Below are 19,263 nucleotides of genomic sequence, written 5' to 3'. Positions count from 1 at the left end.
GCGGGCCGTCGACGACGGGAGCGATGAACGCGCCGGCAGAGTATCGGCGCGCGGCACACCGGATGGCCGGTGGGCGCACAAAGGAAGGGCGCGGCAACCATGCCGTATTGCTCATACATATATTAGCGTTGCATGGGACCGGAGTAAGCGCTGAAGCGCCAACGCCGGTCGACACAGGAGACTCGCGATGAATCGCGCAACCGTGGTCGATGTCCAGACCTTCATCAACGAGCAGCCGTTCGGCGGCTTTCAGTGGCTCGTGTTCCTCATGTGTTTCGTGATCGTGCTGCTCGACGGCTTCGATACGGCCGCGATCGGTTTCATCGCGCCGTCGCTGCTCGGCGAATGGAACCTGACCAAACCCGATCTCGCGCCGGTGCTGAGCGCCGCGCTGTTCGGCCTCGCGTGCGGCGCGCTCGTGTCGGGCCCGCTGTCCGACCGGCTCGGGCGCCGCTCGCTGCTGCTCGGCTCGGTATTCCTGTTCGGCGTCGCGTGTTTCGTGTCCGCGTTCTCGACGACCATCGGACACCTGACGATCCTGCGTTTCGTCACGGGCGTCGGGCTCGGCGCGGCGATGCCGAACGCGGTCACGATGATGGGCGAATTCTGTCCGGACAAGCGCCGCGCGACCGTGATCAACCTGATGTTCTGCGGCTTCCCGCTCGGTGCCGCGTTCGGTGGTTTCCTGGCCGCGTGGATGATTCCGCATTTCGGCTGGCGCAGCGTGCTGATGCTCGGCGGCGTGACGCCGCTGCTGCTCGGCGTGCTGTTGCTGCTGAAGATGCCCGAATCGGTGCGCTTCATGGTCGCGAGCGGCCAGGCCGTCGACAAGATCCGCGCAACGCTTGCGCGCATCTCGCGCGACGCGCTGAATGCCGGCTCGTTCGCGATGACCGAGGCCGCGCCTCAGACGGGCGGCAAGGGCCTCGGTGTCGTGCTGTCGCGTTCGTACATCGTCGGCTCCGTGATGCTGTGGATCGCGTACTTCATGGGCCTCGTGATCTTCTATGCCTCGATCAACTGGATGCCGATCCTGCTGAAGGATGCCGGCCTGACGCCGAAGAGCGCGACGCTGATCTCGGCGCTGTTCCCGCTCGGCGGCGTGGGCGCCGTGCTGTGCGGCGTGCTGATGGACCGCTTCAACGCGAACCGCGTGATCGCCGTGTGCTATGCGCTGACGGCGGTGAGCGTGTATGCGATCGGGCAGGCGGCCGGCAACGTCGGGCTGCTCGTGCTGGTCGTGTTCGTGGCCGGCGTGCTGATGAACACCGCGCAATCGTCGATGCCGGCGCTTGCCGCCGCGTTCTATCCGACCGAGGGGCGCGGCACCGGTGTCGCGTGGATGCTCGGCGTCGGCCGCTTCGGCGGGATCGCCGGGTCGTTCCTCGTCGCCGAACTGACGCGCCGGCACTTCACGTTCGCGGGCGTGTTCGCGACGATCGCCGTCGCGGGCGTGCTCGCGTGCATCGCGCTGCTGATCAAGCAGATGGCGCGGCCGCATGGCGTCGCGCAGCCGGCAGGCAAGATCGAATCGCTCGGGCATTGAGCGCAGCGCGGGCCGGTGCGATGCGCCGGCCCTTTGCGAACGGCGCCTTCCGCGCCGCTATTCCTCCGCGTCGTGTTCCTTGACGAAGTTGCGCAGATACGCGCGCAGCGCGGCCTCCCGGCCGCGATGATCGGCGAGGTTCGCGGCGCCCATCTCTTCCTCTTCGCCGAACAGCGTGGGCGGCGCACAGTAAATGCCGACTTCGATGTTCTCGCGCAGCACGCGGATGTCGTGCGTGAGCGGGCGATACTCGGCGATCCAGTGCATTCCCTCGATGTGCTCGCCCGTCCTCAGCATGGGTTTCATCGGCTTTCTCCCGGCAGCAGCGGCGCGACCGCGAAGCGGCTGCGCGCGCCCGTACCGAAAGGGTACGCCTGCATCACATGAATCTCAACGGGCGCGCTGTGAGCGCTCACTGCGGCAGCAAGTGCGCGATGAGCGGATACAGCGACAGGATCAGCAGCACGGCCATCGTCACGTTGAAGATGCGCAACGCGCGGCGGTTCGACAGGAAGCGGCGCAGGCCGAGGCCGAACGCGGCCCACAGGCTGATGCACGGAAAGCCGATCAGGATGAACACGACGGCCATCCACGCGGCGTTCATTCCGTAGTCGGCGGACAGGCGGATCGTCGTCGCGGCGGTCAGCACCATCATCCACGCTTTCGGGTTGACCCACTGGAACGCGGCGGCTTCGATGAACGTCATCGGCCGCGGCTTGCCGCCGTTCGCCTTCACTTCGCCCGACGTGCCGATGCGCCACGCGAGGTAGAGCAGGTACGCGACGCTCGCGGCTTCGAGGATCGTGTACAGCAGCGGCATGCGCTTGAACGCTTCGCCGAGGCCGAAACCGACGCAGAGCATCAGGATCGCGACGCCGACGCTGATGCCGAACAGGTGCGGCATCGTGCGGCGGAAACCGAAATTCACGCCGGATGCGAGCAGCATCGTGTTGTTCGGGCCGGGCGTGATCGACGTGACGAGCGCGAACAGCATGCCGGCAGGCAGCGCGCTCAGGGTGAGGAATTCCATCGCGGATTCTCCATTCGGTTCGAGACTGGGATGGAAGTCAGTTTAGCGACGGTTGACGGTACAGTACCGGTACAGTTGGATTGACGATTGCCGGTACGGGGCGGGTGGGATGGTTTTTCAGGCGGCGGTTTTTTTGTTGTCTCTCAGAAAAGATGTCCGCAGTCTCAATAAGTTGTCTTTGAATAATTGGCTACCTTTCATGCGTTGGGCATGTAATCCGTATGGATAGGCAGAAAATGATCGGAGAATATTTGGCAGTGACGGCCTACGACGCAATGTTTAGTCGATGGTGTCAGATCGATGTCGCCGCATTGACGACGCTCAATCGCCGTTTCACGTCTGGGGCGTGTCTCCTCAAGCCAATGGGGAGGTCGATGCTTAGTTTAAGGCGCAAGCCATCTGCCGAAGCTACTCGGCTCGTTCGGCTAACCCTCCCCGTACAGGTCGATGTGGCACTTGAGCGCATCGCCAAGATTGGCTTCTACGGCCGCTCCGAGTCGAAGGTTGTCGTGATCTTGCTTTAGCGAGAACTTGATCGAATCGCCGGGGATGGCTTTGTCGATCGTCTTGATGACCTGACGAAGTAGACCTAGAGGCTCTGTGCAGCCTTTCTGCGGCACACGCTTCAAATTGTCATACCAATCGTGGCGATGTGAGCCATGGCTATTTGTGTTGCTTTGCAACCCGGCCCACACTTGTCTTGGGAGTGTAACTTTCGCGCAACGGATGCTTATCGGCCGGCCGGCACCGTTCATCCGTCACCGCAAATCTGCGCGTCGTTTGAACACCTATGGATTAATTTTCGTCGATTTCCTTGCGTATGCCGTTCAGAAGTTTGACGAATGAATCGACCCTATTCGAGAAACATACGAGCCGACACTTGTACAAAAAGGGAAATTATTTTCTTCTCCTTTTCAGCGTTTCCATAACGCGTGCCTCTATTTTTTGACTAACACGAGGGTTCTTCTGCCTTTGCTGTCGCCTGGAAGAAGAAAAAATTTACTTGTCCGCCGGCTGGGTCACCACATACATTGAGAGATAGGACATGTGTAGGTGCAAGGCGATGACTCCATTCTCAAACGCATTGGTGCACTACCGAAAGCGAGCCGGCCTCAGTCAGACGAATGTGGCCAGGCAGCTTGGGGTCGCGATTCAATATGTCTGGAAGTTGGAACGCGCGGTTAAGCCGCCACCATCGACCGAACAAATCGAGCGGATTGCTGCGGTACTCGGCATGAGCAACGCCGATGTCGCTTCATTGCTTGAAGCCGCTCTGGACTCGCAAAGGAAATTGCGGTTACCTGACGACCTGCACTCAGATACGTTGCGCCTGATCAATCGCCTGGTGCGAGCGTCGACGCGTCTAAGCGGTGACGAAGTCACCTTGCTTGATGAGCTGGTGGCGAGGCTGGATCGGTAACGTCATCCTGAAAATGCCTTTCCCCATCAACCTATTGAATTAGGAGTACTGCCTATTCGACAGAAAAGAAAAAACCAACCCTTTACGACGGATTGGTTCTTTCGACCCGACTGAGCGGGAGCACAACTGAAACCTAAGCGACTTCAGTATAGCTCCCCCCTCATCGGCGTCAAGGCCCAACTCGTCTCCTCGTTGCGTGGAAATGACATCCGCGCGGCCAGCGCTCGTCCATTCGGACTGGCGCCCCCCACATCCACGCGCCCGAAAGGGCGCAGGAGACATCATCATGCCTTCGTACGATACCCGCAGTGGCGGAAATTTTCGAGGTTTCACGCCCTCTGTCAAAAACGCTTGCTCGATGCCTTGGTATTCCCTGGCGGAAGAGGCGACGACCCTCTTGCTCGAGTTCAGCCCTGAGGTACTGCGCTTTCGTAGCGCTCAAGATAGAACATTTGTTCTCCGTGAGGCCGGCCAGCTTTTTCGGTACACGCCGGATTATGAGATTGTGCGGCGCGACAGTTCGACTGTCTTCGTCGAAGCCAAGCCTGCAAAGGATCTGCAGAAGCCTTCAGTGCAGGCCCGCATGGCGCGTGCGAGAGCCGTCCTTGCGGAGCATGGACACGCCCTCTTCATTTGGGATGAACGTACCTACATCTCCGGCACCCGTCACGAGACTCTGCGGCTCTTGCGGCCGTGGCTGGGGCGAATTTCGTCCGAACGGATCCGGGAAGCACAGTGGCTCGTTGAAAAGAAGTATCCGAAAACTTTCCGAAACCTCGTGCATCTGGCCCGTTCGCGCGACGTTGCGTTGACCTGGATCGCCAATGGCGCCGCGGGTATCGATCTCGATGTGCCGCTGACCTCCGACGCAGCCATTTACGTCGCTCCTTCGGAGGTGCGTCATGCAAAAATTTTTGCTTAAGCGTGGCGTCGAGTTCCGTGAGGGCGAGTATGTCTGGCGCGTTCAGACTGCGCTGCCCGATGGTCGAATCGAGCTCAGCTCCGACTACAGCTCGCCAATACGCCTGCACGAAACTGAAATATGGGCACGCCACGGTAATGGGACATGGTCCGTCAGTATCGAATCGCTACGTGAGACGGCTGCATCACCGATTGTTGTTGCTCGACGTGATGTCACCACCTTCAAAGAAGAAGATCTTGTCGTGATGCGTGCGCGACTCGTCTACCTAAGAGCCGTCGAGGAGGCGAAGTGCTCGCGCGTGCGCGAAGTCGAGACCGTCATCAACCGGGTGGCGTGTGAGGTTGGTGCAACGATACCGCCAACCTATCGATCCTTCTGTCGGTGGAGAAAACGCTACCAACCGTCACGTGATGCCATGGACGTGGTGCCGCGCCATGAAAACAAGGGGCGACGCGAAATCCTCGATGGTCCACTGCTCACGCTGGTGGAAGATGTCATCGAAACGCACTATCTCAATGGCCAGAAACTCAACGTGACGAGATTGTACGATCAAGTAGAGGATGCCATTGACGCCCATAACGAACGTGACCTGGAAAATCCGTTACCCACAATTAGTAGAGCGACGCTTTATCGTCATGTCGGGAAACTGAACAGCTATCTCGTCACCGCGGCCCGGGAGGGCCGCACCGAAGCACTGAAGCAGTATCGACCGGTGTTCCGTCGGCTCAAGACAAAACGACTCAACGAGCGGTGGGAGATTGACCACACACCGGTGAACTTGCTGTGCGTTTGCGAGCGCACCCGTATGGTCATCGTCCGTCCCGTACTGACGCTCATCATTGACGCGCACACACGCATGGTGATGGGGTTTCATATCGGGGCGCGCTCACCTGGCCAGGAGGAGGTCGGATGGGCAATGCAAATGGCCATGCTCAGCAAGCGCGATCTACTGAACCGATTAGGCCTGGGGCATCTTGAATGGTTGGCGCGAGGTGTAGCCGAGATGATCTTCGGTGACAACGCGTGGGAATTCCACGGCGGCGCCACACGAGCTGGCTGCGACGAGCTGGGGATTTCACTCGTGTACTGCCCGAGCCGTGCACCATGGTTCAAAGGCCGTGTGGAGCGGTTCATGCGCACGATAGCGGAACAACTCTTCCATTTGATTCCGGGGACGACTTGGTCGAATACCAAGGATCGTGGAGAGTACCCGTCCGAGAAGCTTGCGTGTGTGACCCTCGAACAGCTAACGGTGTTTGTCGTGCGCTGGATTGTGGAGTGTTACCAGCACGCGCCACATCGTGGCTTGAAGGGCAAGACACCGTTTCAGGCATGGCAGGAAAGTGCACGGCTGACCCCTATCTACATGCCAGCCGATCCCGATCAGCTTTCCGTCGCGTTCTCGGACACCATTATGCGTCCGATCACGAACAGTGGCGTGACGTTTGATCACCTGTCGTACAACTCCAGTGCGTTGCAACTGCTTCGTCACAGCATCTCGGACGACGAAAAAGTCAAGGTTCGGTATTTCAACGAGCAGACCAGCTTTGTCTACGTCTACGACCCAAGGCAGAAGGAATACCTTCGCGTTGATTGCACCGACCCAGATTACACGAAGGATTTGACCAGATGGATGCACAACGAAGTCACCGGCACCATGCGAGACAGCAGCATCGATATCAACTCTGTCTCGCTTCGAAAAGCGCGTATCCGTCTCGCAGACGACATTGCCAAGGCAGAGCTTGATCAGAAACTCAAGAAGCGCAAATGGGTTGCGCAGATCAAGGGGAAGTCGAGCAAGGATCTTTTGTTGGGAGCCGCTGGCGGGAACGCCGTGGACGATTCCGCCCAGTCCGATCAAGTGGACTCCATGGTCGTTAGATTCGATAGTGTTCCTGAATTTTCTGTTACGAAGCGCAATGAACGGTAAGGAGCTGATCATGAAGCGATTTAATGTCCGTAAAAGCATTGTCGAACATCCCGATTTCGTTACTGCGCTCAAGAGTATCGAGGAGATCCATCAATGGCTGCGGGAATCCGGTGAAGCAGGGTGTCTGGCGACGATCGGGGCGTCCGGAGCCGGAAAATCGACCGTGCTCGAATGCTATCGTGCCCAATTCCCGGTGCGAGAGGAGGTGTTGCGCCGGCACGTGCCGGTCCTCTATGTCATCGTGCCTGCAGTACCGACTGTCAGATCGCTGGCTGAAGCTATGTTGATTGCCTTGGGTGAAATCGCGCAAGCTGGGCAATCGAGTGCGCGCCTGACAGAGCAGATTGTCAAACTGGTACACGGCTGTGGCGTGGAGATCATCATGCTCGACGAGTTTCAGCACTTCGTCGAGGGCGATCGCCGTTCGCTGAGACAGGTTGCGAACTGGTTGAAGGTGCTGCTGGACCGGCTCCCAGCTGCTGTTGTGCTCGCGGGGCTGCCGTCGCTGTTGGGTGTGCTGCGAGTCAATGGGCAATTGCGGCGCCGATTTTCTCGCGTGACGGAGATGCGCCCGTTCAATGTGAACACCAACGAAGGCGCCAAAACGTTCATTGGCGTGATGCAGGCGCTCGCCAAAGATATGCCATTGCCGATGACGGATATTGTCGACAAGCGTGTCGTGATGAAGTTGTACTACGCAACTGCAGGACTGGTGGACTACATGTGCAAGCTGTTGAACGGTGCTTACCAGGTTGCCGAGAGACGCGGTGGGAAAAGTGTCACGCTGAACGATTTTGCCGCGGCGTTTCGCGTTCATATCTGGAAGGATGCACCGCCTTCTCGCGATCCCTTCGATTCGAAGTTTAATGGCGTTCCGCTTGACCAACCAGGTGAACCGTTTGCGGAGGACGTGCAATGACGACCCCTCTTCTTCTTGGCGTTGCTCCGCATCGCGGAGAGTCGCTCTCGTCGTTGCTGCATCGTGTTGCCGAGGTCAACGGGTTGAGTGGACCAGGGATGGTCCTGCGCCGCGCCGGCGTGGCTGCTGCTCGGCCGCGCTTTGCCTCGGAGGTCGATGCGCTTGCCCGCGTTTGCCGGCTCTCCCCGAAATTGGTCCGGGCGATGACACCGTTGACCGTGGGCGCGATCGACCGTAGCGGGACGAAGCACGCGAAGATCAGCTTGTACGGTCACTGGGTTGAACCCGATGCAATCCTTGTCGGCGCCAACGAGCGCATATGTCCGGTGTGTATCGCCGAGCACCGACATGTGCTGGGCGTGAATGCTTACGTATTCGCTACGTGCTGCGCTGTCCACGGCGTCCAGCTGCTCGACCGCTGTCCGAGCTGTCGACGCGATGTGTCGTCCATGCGGCCGGCCCTGGCGCGTTGTCAGTGCGGGATGGATCTCGGGTCAATTGCATGTCAACCCGCGAAGCCGGACGACCTGATGATCACTCGGCTCATCGATCGGCGCTGGCGCATGAGCTTTGAGCATGATGTGCCGGACTGTCCGCCAGGCGTCCCATCCGATTTCGCCGCGCTTGACCTTGGGGAACTGTTGCGTGTGCTTTCGTTCCTGTATCGCGTCAGTGGTGCAACAAGCGGATCTACAGATAAGGGGCTGCGCTCGAAGGCCATTCACGAACTTGCGACTCGCATGCAGAAAATCGGACGGATCATGTCGGACTGGCCGCGGGGATTCGAGGATCTGGTCAACGCGGAACGGCAATACCGACCTCGGTCGGGGTCGCTCCTGAGCTCGGCCCGAAGCGTTGAGCACATCTCTATGCGTTTGTTCGCGGAGTTGCCGGAGCCACCGTTCGCGTTCCTCCATCGTGCATTGGTCGACGCAATAGGCGGCCAAGTGGTGCAGGCCGTGTGACGCGGTGTTCTCAATAAGCCGTGGCGATCCGATTTGAATCGGATCGCCACGGGTTCCGACGTGGGACTTCGAATCTGGGTGAGGTGAATATCATAAAAACGTGTCGTTGCGGCACATGGCGATCCGAATGCATGGTCGAGCACGTGCCTGAATCGGTTTGGAACAGGCTCGTGAATCTTGTGCAGAAAATGGTTGACGAGTCAGGCGAGCCGGAAGGATTTGATGCGAAAAAGTGGTTGTGTACGTGGTTACACGAAGAGGTTCCGTCACTCGGATGGAAGAAGCCGGCCACATATCTCGATACCGTCGACGGAGAGGAACTGGTGGCCCGGACGCTGCTGAGCATGCAGACAGGTGCCTACCGCTATCGATAAGCGCTGCGTCGAACTGGAGTTCGATATGGAAAATCAAAGTTGGGTATCGTGTTCCGTCAGGCCGGCGAGTGCGATATTACGACTACCTCTTGCGCTGCGCGTCGAACCTTATCCCGACGAGTCGTTGTCGTCGGTGCTCATGCGCCTGGTGGATGCCAACGGCCTGAGAAGCGTTGGTGCGTTGCTGCGTGACGCCGGTTGCGTTGCGTTCGGTCCACTGGTTTCCGCCGAGATTGCGGAATTGTCTCGTGTTTGCCGGATCGGGCAATCGACGATGAGATTGATGTGTCCGGTCGAAGTTGGTGGACGAGCACGAGGGACCGCCTTCAGTTACGCGGTGGGGCGTCACATGATTGAAGCGAGGCATTTGCTTGTTCGAGAGCGCGAGCGGATTTGTCCGCTGTGCCTTCTAGACGGCGGCATCATGCTTGCGTCACATCGTCTTACGTGGATGACGGCATGTCCCGTGCATGCTGTTCAACTGCTTGACGTTTGTCCACAGTGCGAGAAGCCGATCATGGTGACTCGGCCGAGCATGGTGCGGTGTCGATGTGGTTTGGTTTTCTCGCACATTTCTCCTGTGGCGTACGTCCCCGAGGAGATTGAGAGTGCACGCTGTCTGTACCAGTGCTGGCGTATGTCGGCGGCTACAGGATCCGGATTATCCGAAGGTCTGGCCGCAGTAGAGGAGCGAATAGGCCGCCAACACGCCGTTGAAATGAGGCCGGGCGGTGGCGGGGTCGACCTGCGACGCGTTCCATTGCGTCAGATACGGTATTCGTTGGGTTTTATCTGACTCCGCAAGGAGCGACCGCATTGGGTGCGCATGTCGATAATTTCCAGTCGATGCAGCCACTGTTTCGTGCCAAGCAAGTGAAGCTGCCACTCGTGATCTGATGGCAGTGACAACTGCTTCACTTCGTTCCGGTTGCGCAAGGCCAGGACGTTGCAGGGAGGACGAGCATTCGGGAGATTCAGCCCATAATAAGTCGCGAAATAGCCGATCAGGCAGTACGTGATGCCGTTGGCTATTGATGACGCCCCGGTGCGGTATCGAAACTAAGGCTGATCCTATTGTGATAAGCGGCCGACCATATCGGTCGATCGCAGGGTTCGGCAAGTAGTCAGTCGCGGCTATCTGGTTGTTGACGTAAGATTGACGATGACTAGTCACACTACGACGTCATCGAACGATTCAAATGAAGCTGATGTACTGAGGAGCCAGTGTTTAAGACAGTTTGATATCGGGGAGAGATCGCATGCGTCTGTGTCGCTTCGAGGTCAGAAATTTTAAGTGCGTCGAGTATGCCAGCTTGGAGTGGGAGGACATGTTGGTACTAATCGGTGAGAACAACACCGGCAAGTCAACCATCCTGTCCGCCATTGCTACGTTCCTGAGCGGTAGCGCCATTAAGGACCCTTCGCTGTTCCGGCGACACCTGACCGATGTGGCGAACGCGATCGAGCTCATTGGACATTTCGACGGTCTCAGCGACGAAGAGACAACTCAGGTAGCAGTTCGTGGTCGCATGAACGGCGACCGCTGGGTCCTGAAGAAGCGCTACTGGTTCGAGGCCGGCGAGGACGGCGAATCGGGCGGGTGGAAAGAGGCGCTGTATTCCTTCTCTGGCGCGGAGCGATTTGAAGGCTGGCCAGAGGCTGACGCGACCTGGAATGCATTTCCAGAGGAATATCAACCACTCATTGCGGCGCTGCCAAATCGCGGAGTTCGCCCAACGAACACAGCGAGAGAGACGCTGCGCGAGGCGGTGCGACAGCAGCGGCCTGACCTCGTGGCTTTCGACGCGCCCAATTGGGTGCCTAACCCCGGTGGCGGCGGAAATTGGAAAAGCAACGCCAACTCCATCCTGCCACGCCCCATACTGGTACGGGCGGTGCAAGAAGCTAGCGACGAAACCAACGCGAAGGATGCATCGACCTACGGCAAGCTGGTGAACCTCATTGTCGAGCGAAGCTTGGCACAGCGCCCGGAAATGGTTCGGTTGCAAGAGGCGTTGGACGAGGTGTTGGCCTTGTTCCGCCCTGACGAGGCCAATCCTCAACGCCAAGCCCAGGAGGTTCGGGACCTACAGGACCGGATCAACCGGAGCCTTAACGAAGTAGTAGGAGGTCAGGCGCTGATTCGTACGGAAGCGCCGGAGATTCGATCGATGGTGTTGCCATCAACGTCTCTGGTCATCCGCGACGTGGAAGCAGGCATCGATACTGACGTTGGACACCAAGGACACGGCCTTCAGAGAACATTGATCATCACCTTGCTGCAATCACTGGCCGATGCACAGGCACAGGTTGTACCCGGCGCGGCCCTTGCACCGGTAAGAGCCAACATCCTGCTGATCGAAGAGCCGGAGCTATATCTTCATCCACAAATGGAACGGTTGATGCGTGACGTTCTGTATCGTTTGACTGAGCAAGCTTCTACCCAAGTGGCGTGCTGCACTCATTCACCAGTGTTCCTTGATATCGCCACCAAGTATCGAGCCATCGTTAGGATGTTCAAGACGCCACATGGTGACGCGGCTGCGCATCAGGTGACCCAAGATCTCTTTCCCGGGCAACCTCTTCAAGCCGACAGGCAGCGACTGAATACTGTGGCACGCTTCGATCCTACCGTGAACGAGCTTTTCTTCGCCAAACGGGTCGTGCTTATGGAGGAATTTAGCACTATTGCAGCCTTCGAGCGAGGCGCCGAGCTAATGGGACTGTTCGAACGACATCTACGGCTTCGGCGCGAAGTGTCGCTTGTGGATTGCAACGGCAAATCGAACATCACAGCGTTTCAGCGCGTGCTGAATGCATTCAACATCCCCTATCGCGTACTGCACGACGAAGATCCTGACAATCCGGCCGAGCAGGCAAACAATCAGAATATTCTCGCCCTTTTAGTCGCTGGTGCCAATCAACGGCATTTGGTTGCGCCAGATCTGGAGGGCCTCTTGGGATATCAAGCGCCTCGCAAAAACAAGCCTTTTCTAGCTGTCAGAACCGTGGAAGATCTCCACGCCCAAGGCCAGCTACCAGCCGCGTTTCGGGAAGCCGTTTGCATGGCCTACTTTGGTCAAACTGTCGAACCGCTGCCGCCTCCCTGATCGCTGAACTCCCCAAATCAAGTTTGCAGGCAAGCTAACGAGTGATGTGTTGGGCGGGTGAAGTTGAAGGGAACAAATGTGTATGGAAGACTTTAAATCGATTCCTCAGGCACCGAATGTGTTTCTCGCGTTAAACACGCTGGGCTGGAAGGCCTTTCAAGATCTTTGCGCCCAAGTATGTGAGGTAGCGTTCAACCGTACCGTTTCAGTTTATCGCGAAGCGCAGGATGGTGGGCAGGATGCTGTCTTCATGCTTCCGGCAAGGGACGGGCGTGACCAATCCACTGAAGCAACTGTCCAATGCAAATTCAGCAGTCGGGCAGACGGCAGGCTGAGATCATCCGATATATCCGACGAATTGGATACTGTCAGAAACCTTGTTTCCGCCGGCAAAGCATCTGTCTACTACTTCATTACCAACCTTGGCATAGATGCTCCCGTAGCGTCGGAGATTCGAGACGCGCTGACTGAAGCCGGGGTTCTTGAGCCTCACGTTCTCGGGCGCGAGTGGCTCACGCTTCAAATTAAAAGCAGCTCGCGACTACGGGCGTTAGTGCCACGCGTCTACGGCTTGGGTGATCTATCAACTATTGTCGATGAAAGATGTGCAGCGCAAACGGAAGTCCTTCTCGGACACTTATTACCAAGCTTGAAAGTTTATGTGCCCACCGGGGCGCACAGGACTGCCGTCCGAGCGCTCGGCGAACACAAGTTCGTTTTGCTATTGGGTTCTCCCGCCGCGGGCAAGTCAATGCTGGCGGCAATTCTGGCAACCACCGCGATAGACAGCGAACATCACCAAACTTTCAAGTGTGAAGGCCCTCTTGAGCTACGATCGCGTTGGAATCCGCATGAGCGAAATCGCTTGTTCTGGATAGACGATGCCTTCGGTCCGAATCAGCTGAGATATGACTATGTCGACGCTTGGATCGAATTTATGCCGAAAATGAAGGCAGCGATTGAATTGGGCAATCACTTTATCCTCACGTCCCGTACACACATTTGGAATGCGGCAAAGCACAAGCTCGGCACCAGAAATCACCCCCTTTTTGCGGATGGTCGGGCGGTCGTGGACGTAGGTTGGCTCAGTCCTGAGGAGCGGCAGCAGATCTTGTACAACCACATAAAGGCCGGAATCCAGACGAAGACCTGGAAGCAGGCGGTGAAGCCTCACCTGCAAAGCTTAGCCGAACAGCCCTACTTGCTTCCAGAAATCGCGCGAAGATTAGGGGATTCGAGCTACACAACCGGAGTGAAGTCGCTGCCCGACGATCTATTTCGTTTTGTGCATGAGCCTCAGGAATTCCTAAAGGAAACGATTCTCGAACTCACAGCCGCGCAGCAAGCGGCGATGACGTCCGTTTTTCTTGCTCGCTCCATGCTCCCTGATCACTCGGCCGGCGATTCGGAGTGTAAGGTAGCCGCAGACAAATTTGGAGTGCCGGTTGCGTCCGTCATCGAAGCACTTGGTCAGCTTCAAGGCGTTTTCTTGCTAAAACGCTTGGAAAGCGGGCAAATGTGTTGGGGATTCGTTCATCCTACGTTCGCAGACGCGATAAGCAGCATCCTGAGTGTTAGGTCAGATTTGGTGGGCCTATACGTTCGCGGCACACGCCTTGAAAACCTGCTCAGCGAAGCCGTCTGCGAAGGAGCACCAAGCGTGCGCGACGCTGTAGTAGTGCCTGCTACGAGCTTCGACAATCTAATCGGACGCTTAGTCGATGCGCCGGATGCGGCGGGACTTAATGAGAAATTGTTTCTATTTTTGGTGGGGCGATGTCCGGAGTCTGTGGCCAACAAGGTCCTCGAACTCGACCCCTCCATTCTAAGAAGGCACGGCGACGAACGTTCCTGGCATAAGGTCGGGTGGAACAATCGTATTCGACTCCACGGGCTTGCTCATCGACTTGGAGTTCTGGAGGACAGTGTGCGTTTGGCAACGAGCGACGAGCTCCAAGAAGCAGCACTTCGCAATCTCGACCTGTCTTTCCTCCAGGACGACGACTTGCTCCGGCTTATTCCTCCTCTAGAACTGATGCGCCTTACCGGGAAACTACTCGGGTTGCTGGACGAGGATATTGGCGACCGTATATCGAGCCTCGCTGATAGCGCAGATCCAGACAGCGATCTCGACGATCATTTTGATCCAGTCTCTAGTTTCCTTCGCGACATCGAAGATCTGATTCCTGACGACTTGCAGAGCAGAATCCAAGAGTTACAAGATGAGTTGGCAGACGCTAAGAGATCGGTCAAATCAACGGAGTCGGAGGACAGTTCAGCTAGCTTTTGGGAGAAAGTTGCACCTGCGAAAGTAAGAGACGTTACGGCAGGACGGTCTATCTTTTCCGACGTCGATGATTAACATGAACGAGTCGGGATCTGAACTATCACTCTGAGTTAGATCAAGTCGCAGGTACGAGTACCGGACTCGATCGCGTTGGTCGTATAGATAGTCTTCCGGGTGGCTTGCCGACATCAACAGCGATTCGGGCCCAATGGGAATATCGCTGATACTGCCAGTGGGAGGTGGCTGTCATCTTTGACAGCTGCAGAATTTAGAGACTGTTTGCGACAATCGGACGTGAATCTCGCCTGGATGGCAGCACGGCCTCGGCCCCACTCGTTCCAATTGTCGGCCAATGTGGTGTGCTGATGGCCATCCCTACTAAATCAGCCATGCCGCAGTGACATAAAGGCTCCCCTCTTATCCACTATCATCGGTATCCGACCAGCCTGCTAGGGCCTCACCTCCCTTCTCCACACACAAGCTTGATTAAATTAGCTAAAGCAGTAGATGATATGGGGAAGTTGGAGCTCTCCAGGCGGATGATGAGTGTTGGTGCAGTGTGTGAGAGACGATAAGAGTAGCGCCGAGGGGCCGTCGTAGACCAGACGGTTTGAAGAAAACGACCAAGACGTGTGTTCTTGGCAAAAAATCGAATTGTATGCTGCCTTCTTCCACGAAGCAGAACTATAAGTCCGCCGAGGCGGGTGTTGCGTACTTGGGGCTTTGTGTCGCTGACGAAGCCGATTGCATCGATTGGTTGAAGGGCCCAGTTCGCAACCGCGCGTATGACGCGGAGGAAGTTGCCGCCCTGAACGATTTCATGCGAGTCGAGGGGTTCGACGATACAGCGCTACACGCGGCGCTCATGGCTCCAGATGAGCAACTCTCGGAGAATGACATCGGCGAAGCAATGGCGGAACTCGCCTTGCAGTCACAGTTGCAAGCCATCTGGCCGACAAACCGTAGGCGAGACATGCGGTCAGTCCGCGCGAGCCTTCCGGGCGCTGACATAGTGGGTTTTATACCGTCGGATGACGGTGGCTACCGGTTCCTGTTTGCCGAGGTGAAGACGTCATCGGACTTGAAAGTTCCCCCGGCGGTCATGTACGGGAACAAAGGGTTAGAATACCAACTTTATACGCTTGCCACCGACTGGCGAGTGCTCAGGCGCCTTTTGTCGTACACATACAGCCGGGTTCGCGAGACGTCGCTTATGCCCGTCTGGCGGGAAGCTTTCAAGCGTCTTGCGAACGAATTTCCGACGGGGGCAGAACTCGTCGGTGTCCTCGTTCGAGACACTACCCCGCAGGCGAAAGATGTTGCTCATCACGCCGGGGCGTTGTCGGGCAAGTTGCCGAACGTAGATTGCGTTTCGCTTCTCGCTCTGTATATCTGCGTTCCAGCCAAAAATTGGTCGCTACATTGCACACCGCTTTGATAGGTACAGCATCGTGGCTACTTCTGAAACCCTGCGAAGCGTCGAACGTGCACATGCCGAGGCGCAAAAGCGGCGTATCTATGAGACGTTTGGCCTATCGCTTCGCGATGAGGTTAGGGACGAACTCGCCTCAGTCATTGCAGAGCTTGCAGTTCTTGATGCCATGGGGCCGAATCAGCTTGCCCCCGAGCTTCGCAACCGAGCAGCAAAATCGTATCTCCTGCTTAAAGATGAGCGTCCCGACGATGAGCCACCAGAAGACCATCTGACTTGGCTGTTGCGGACAGCTACGCTCGCCATCATTGCTGACCGCCCGGCTGAAGCCCGCAGATTTCTGCGGACCGAGATGGCATCCATTTCTGCACCTCGAGAGCATTGGCTGCCATATGTGCGTCAGTCTGTTGCGTTTGCCTGGGTTGGCTTGTTGCGCAAGGACGGCCGCGACGACATTGATGCCACGGTCTCAATAATTGCGAGTCTGAGGGCGCAGCAAAAGACATACGAGAGTCGATGGCTCCAAGGACGGGGCACGCGGGAACAGAAATCTGCCGCCCTTGAGCTTGTGGGGCTCTACAATCTCGCCAGTGCGGCTGACCGGATGGCGTCCTACACGATAACTGGACGCAGTGAGGGTGCATCAGATATTGGCGCGCAAACCGACATGCAGTTCGAGCGTGCAATCGAGGCGTTTGAGCGCGCTCGCTCGTTAGATTTGCTCGACGTTGGGATTCTGTTGCATGCTGCCGCGAAGCAGTTGATAGCTAACTCGGTTCGCACCGCGGTTCGAGGTGCAAATTCTCTAACGCAGCGATTTGCTAATTACCTTGTAAATCGACCACACAATCCAATCTTCGAACTGCTTCCGCCTCAGCGGGCTGCCTTGGCTGAGGAAGGGCTCATTTCAACAGCCCGCCGCTCGATAGTCGTAAATTTACCGACATCTAGTGGAAAGACGCTTATTGCAGAATTCTCAATACTGCAAGCGATAAATGACCTGGGCAGCTCTAAAGGTTTTGTTGCTTACATTGCACCAACGCGTGCTCTAGTCAATCAAATCTCGGCGAAGCTACGTCACGATTTCGGAGAGTTAGGTTTACGCGTTGAACGCCTATCTCCGGCATTGGAATTCGATTCTGTCGAAGCAGCTATTTTGGACGCTGAGTCTGCTGAGAATTCCGAACCACCGGTCAATGTGCTTGTTTGCACACCCGAGAAATTTGATTTACTGATGCGTCGCGATGACATACGCGACAAGCTCGGCGTGCTTGCATTGGTCGTTGTCGATGAAGCGCACAATGTAGGTGGCTCAGACGACCGTGCCATCAAACTTGAATTGCTGTTGGCGATGCTGAATCGAGAGCATCGAGACGCGCGCTTTCTACTTCTGACGCCGTTTATTAAGAACGCGAAGGAAGTCGCGACGTGGCTCGACCAGGTAAATTATCAGGATTACTCCATTGCGGCGGATTGGGTGCCGAATGATAGAGTCGTCGGTCTCGCCCTGCCCCCTCGCGATAAGGCGAAGCGTGGGAAACTGCTAGAGGATATTCAATTTCGCACGCTGCATACGCCGAGGCGGACACTTTTCGTCGATGAAGTGGTGACGCTTCCCGGCGTGAGCCCATTGCTTGGACTTACGGAATCCGTATCCAAGACTGCGGTAAATAAGCTTGCTGTTGCTACTACTCAGGTTTTGAGTACGCGTGGCCCTACAGTTTTGTTGTGCGGTCGCGTTGACGCGACATGGGATGCTGCGAAAACGCTGGCGATGTATTTTGACAATCTTGGCGAACAGTCAAATACAAGGCGGGCTCTTGCTGCACGCTTTGTTGAATATGAGTTGGGAAAGGACTTTCCATTGGCCGACTATATAAACGTCGGTGTTGCGGTCCACCATTCAGGATTGCCTGAGGAGGTTGCCCAATTCATCGAGTTGCTTTTTTCCGAACGACAGCTTCACACTCTTTGCTCAACCACCACACTTGCGCAAGGGGTGAATTTCCCGATTTCGAACTTGGTGTTGGCGACGATTTCCCAACCGTATAAGTCGAAGATGGATTACTCCGAGTTCTGGAATATTGCTGGACGCGTGGGGCGTGTTGACCAGGAAGCAGTCGGTGTTGTCGCACTCGCTAGCAGCACGCAAGAGCAGCAAACCAAGCATGAGAAATTTGTAAGTGAAGCTCTCGAGAATCTCGCGTCGAGGCTACTTGCAATGGCACAAAAGCTGTATGACGAGCGCGCCCTAAAAGGGCTAAGGGATTTCGTGTGGCAACCGGAATGGTCAGCCTTCGCTCAGTTCATTACTCACACGTTCCGGCGTGTCGGCCCCGTGAAATTTGCAGATGAGTTGGAGCTTATCTTGCGCGGGACATTGGGCTACAAAGCTCTCCGTGAGAACAATACGGTGCTGGCGCGACACCTGCTGATTCAAACGCAGCAATACGCACAAGGCTTTGCCTCGGACATGGGGGCGGTCAAGTTAGTCGATTCGACAGGATTTTCTATAGAAAGTGTTCGTCGTGCGTTGAGTGACTTGGCACAAGTTCATGCGCCTGAATCACTCTTGAGCGGAAGTCTACTGTTTAATGGAAAAAATAGGACTTTGAAGGAAGTCATGGGAATTTTGCTCAAGATTCCGGAAATTCGCGAGAATCTGGAATTTGGCAAGGGCTCGGATGGTAGCAAGTTAGCGTTCATGGTTGCAGATTGGGTGAACGGCCGCCCCATTCCTGACATTGCGAAGGAGTACTTCGAGGGTGAAACAGACGTAGAGAAAATTACGGAATGTATGAGAAACGTGAAGAAGATATCTACGTCCGCATCATGGGGGCTTGCTTCATTGATATCGATGAAGTTCGGTACGAGCCTTGAGTCAATGAGTGACGAACAGCGCCGCGAGGCGGCTAATGTTCCATCTATGGCCTTGTATGGTGTCAATCGCGACTCCGCGATCGCTTTGCGTAGTGCCGGGGTGCCACGCAATGCTGCGTTGGGCCTTGCTGCTAGGTCGTCACTTGGACAGGGCGGAAGCGTTTATCGATTGCGCGAAGAATTAAAAGGCAGTCGTGAAACGTGGGCGAGTGCCCTTGGGAAGCAGCGTGGCGCAGACTATCACCAAGTATGGTCTATGTTAGAAGGTGTTTGACGAGCGTAGGTTAATTATTTGTGCGCAGTCTTTTGCTGTATGCGCTTTAAATGTATTTGTTATGAATCTGGCCGTTATGTCCTATTCCCTGTCGGGGTGGGAAAATCGAATATTGCTTATTTGAATTTAATGGCGAAAAACTCCGCCTGACCATTTGGCTCAGTGGCCTGTCGG

General features: G+C 56.4%; 14 protein-coding genes. 12 read left to right on the top strand and 2 right to left on the bottom strand.

The features are described from left to right. Positions 1-187 precede the first annotated feature (187 nt). Entirely contained in the window at positions 188-1,546 is a 1,359-nt protein-coding gene (locus tag OEJ37_RS22295) for an MFS transporter (protein WP_175917245.1), read from the top strand. Positions 1,547-1,603: 57 nt separating this feature from the next. Here OEJ37_RS22295 and OEJ37_RS22290 read toward each other — a convergent pair whose 3' ends face one another. Both OEJ37_RS22290 and OEJ37_RS22285 read right to left on the bottom strand, forming a co-directional pair. Beyond that, the gene (locus tag OEJ37_RS22290) at positions 1,604-1,852 is read right to left on the bottom strand and encodes a hypothetical protein (RefSeq protein ID WP_111019268.1); all 249 of its coding nucleotides are present in this window, start codon (positions 1,850-1,852) and stop codon (positions 1,604-1,606) included. Between the two features lie 106 nt (positions 1,853-1,958). Next, the gene (locus OEJ37_RS22285; protein ID WP_174416859.1) at positions 1,959-2,576 is read right to left on the bottom strand and encodes a LysE family translocator; all 618 of its coding nucleotides are present in this window, start codon (positions 2,574-2,576) and stop codon (positions 1,959-1,961) included. Between the two features lie 1,063 nt (positions 2,577-3,639). On the opposite strand from OEJ37_RS22285, the gene OEJ37_RS22280 reads away from it, so the two are divergent. The 11 genes from OEJ37_RS22280 (at position 3,640) to OEJ37_RS22235 (ending at position 19,089) form a co-directional block, all read left to right on the top strand. Continuing rightward, positions 3,640-3,996, top strand: a complete 357-nt coding sequence (locus OEJ37_RS22280) for a helix-turn-helix domain-containing protein (RefSeq protein ID WP_081103924.1) — start codon at positions 3,640-3,642, stop codon at positions 3,994-3,996. A 286-nt stretch (positions 3,997-4,282) separates the two neighbouring features. Beyond that, the gene (locus tag OEJ37_RS22275) at positions 4,283-4,918 is read left to right on the top strand and encodes a hypothetical protein (protein ID WP_226200259.1); all 636 of its coding nucleotides are present in this window, start codon (positions 4,283-4,285) and stop codon (positions 4,916-4,918) included. Next, a complete protein-coding gene (locus tag OEJ37_RS22270) occupies positions 4,899-6,848 on the top strand; it encodes a Mu transposase C-terminal domain-containing protein (protein WP_123850228.1) in 1,950 nt (649 codons plus the stop codon). The genes OEJ37_RS22275 and OEJ37_RS22270 overlap by 20 nt, the downstream gene beginning before the upstream one ends. Next, positions 6,838-7,767 carry a TniB family NTP-binding protein gene (locus tag OEJ37_RS22265; protein WP_226200255.1) on the top strand — a complete coding sequence of 310 codons (930 nt, stop codon included), beginning with the start codon at positions 6,838-6,840 and terminating at the stop codon, positions 7,765-7,767. The genes OEJ37_RS22270 and OEJ37_RS22265 overlap by 11 nt, the downstream gene beginning before the upstream one ends. Further along, entirely contained in the window at positions 7,764-8,732 is a 969-nt protein-coding gene (locus OEJ37_RS22260; protein WP_263345668.1) for a TniQ family protein, read from the top strand. Before OEJ37_RS22265 ends, OEJ37_RS22260 begins: the two co-directional genes overlap by 4 nt. Before the next feature lie 170 nt (positions 8,733-8,902). Then, positions 8,903-9,106, top strand: a complete 204-nt coding sequence (locus OEJ37_RS22255; protein WP_263345667.1) for an MbcA/ParS/Xre antitoxin family protein — start codon at positions 8,903-8,905, stop codon at positions 9,104-9,106. Between the two features lie 25 nt (positions 9,107-9,131). Next, the gene (locus tag OEJ37_RS35155) at positions 9,132-9,902 is read left to right on the top strand and encodes a TniQ family protein (RefSeq protein WP_411859281.1); all 771 of its coding nucleotides are present in this window, start codon (positions 9,132-9,134) and stop codon (positions 9,900-9,902) included. Positions 9,903-10,365: 463 nt separating this feature from the next. Next, positions 10,366-12,216, top strand: coding sequence for an ATP-dependent nuclease (locus OEJ37_RS22250; RefSeq protein WP_263345666.1), 1,851 nt, complete (start codon positions 10,366-10,368; stop codon positions 12,214-12,216). 82 nt (positions 12,217-12,298) lie between these two features. Further along, complete coding sequence (locus OEJ37_RS22245) at positions 12,299-14,578, top strand: hypothetical protein (protein WP_263345665.1); 2,280 nt, start codon at positions 12,299-12,301, stop codon at positions 14,576-14,578. 535 nt (positions 14,579-15,113) lie between these two features. Beyond that, positions 15,114-15,941 carry a hypothetical protein gene (locus OEJ37_RS22240; protein ID WP_143330888.1) on the top strand — a complete coding sequence of 276 codons (828 nt, stop codon included), beginning with the start codon at positions 15,114-15,116 and terminating at the stop codon, positions 15,939-15,941. A gap of 13 nt (positions 15,942-15,954) precedes the next feature. After that, positions 15,955-19,089 carry a DEAD/DEAH box helicase gene (locus OEJ37_RS22235; protein ID WP_175033653.1) on the top strand — a complete coding sequence of 1,045 codons (3,135 nt, stop codon included), beginning with the start codon at positions 15,955-15,957 and terminating at the stop codon, positions 19,087-19,089. The last annotated feature ends 174 nt before the right edge of the window (positions 19,090-19,263 follow it).

This window comes from Burkholderia sp. BKH01 (assembly GCF_025685725.1).
In the GTDB taxonomy this organism is placed as follows: Bacteria; Pseudomonadota; Gammaproteobacteria; order Burkholderiales; family Burkholderiaceae; genus Burkholderia; species Burkholderia pyrrocinia_C.
Note: the sequence above shows the minus strand (reverse complement) of the source record. Positions and strands in the feature narration are given on the sequence as shown.

What these genes read in the sequence shown, in the direction of transcription:
- OEJ37_RS35155 (WP_411859281.1), top strand. Translation starts at nt 9,132, where the DNA reads ATGGAAAATCAAAGTTGGGTATCGTGTTCCGTCAGGCCGGCGAGTGCG.
- OEJ37_RS22270 (WP_123850228.1), top strand. Translation starts at nt 4,899, where the DNA reads ATGCAAAAATTTTTGCTTAAGCGTGGCGTCGAGTTCCGTGAGGGCGAG.
- OEJ37_RS22260 (WP_263345668.1), top strand. Translation starts at nt 7,764, where the DNA reads ATGACGACCCCTCTTCTTCTTGGCGTTGCTCCGCATCGCGGAGAGTCG.
- OEJ37_RS22295 (WP_175917245.1), top strand. Translation starts at nt 188, where the DNA reads ATGAATCGCGCAACCGTGGTCGATGTCCAGACCTTCATCAACGAGCAG.
- OEJ37_RS22265 (WP_226200255.1), top strand. Translation starts at nt 6,838, where the DNA reads ATGAACGGTAAGGAGCTGATCATGAAGCGATTTAATGTCCGTAAAAGC.
- OEJ37_RS22290 (WP_111019268.1), bottom strand. Translation starts at nt 1,852, where the DNA reads ATGAAACCCATGCTGAGGACGGGCGAGCACATCGAGGGAATGCACTGG.
- OEJ37_RS22285 (WP_174416859.1), bottom strand. Translation starts at nt 2,576, where the DNA reads ATGGAATTCCTCACCCTGAGCGCGCTGCCTGCCGGCATGCTGTTCGCG.
- OEJ37_RS22245 (WP_263345665.1), top strand. Translation starts at nt 12,299, where the DNA reads ATGGAAGACTTTAAATCGATTCCTCAGGCACCGAATGTGTTTCTCGCG.
- OEJ37_RS22280 (WP_081103924.1), top strand. Translation starts at nt 3,640, where the DNA reads ATGACTCCATTCTCAAACGCATTGGTGCACTACCGAAAGCGAGCCGGC.
- OEJ37_RS22250 (WP_263345666.1), top strand. Translation starts at nt 10,366, where the DNA reads ATGCGTCTGTGTCGCTTCGAGGTCAGAAATTTTAAGTGCGTCGAGTAT.
- OEJ37_RS22275 (WP_226200259.1), top strand. Translation starts at nt 4,283, where the DNA reads ATGCCTTCGTACGATACCCGCAGTGGCGGAAATTTTCGAGGTTTCACG.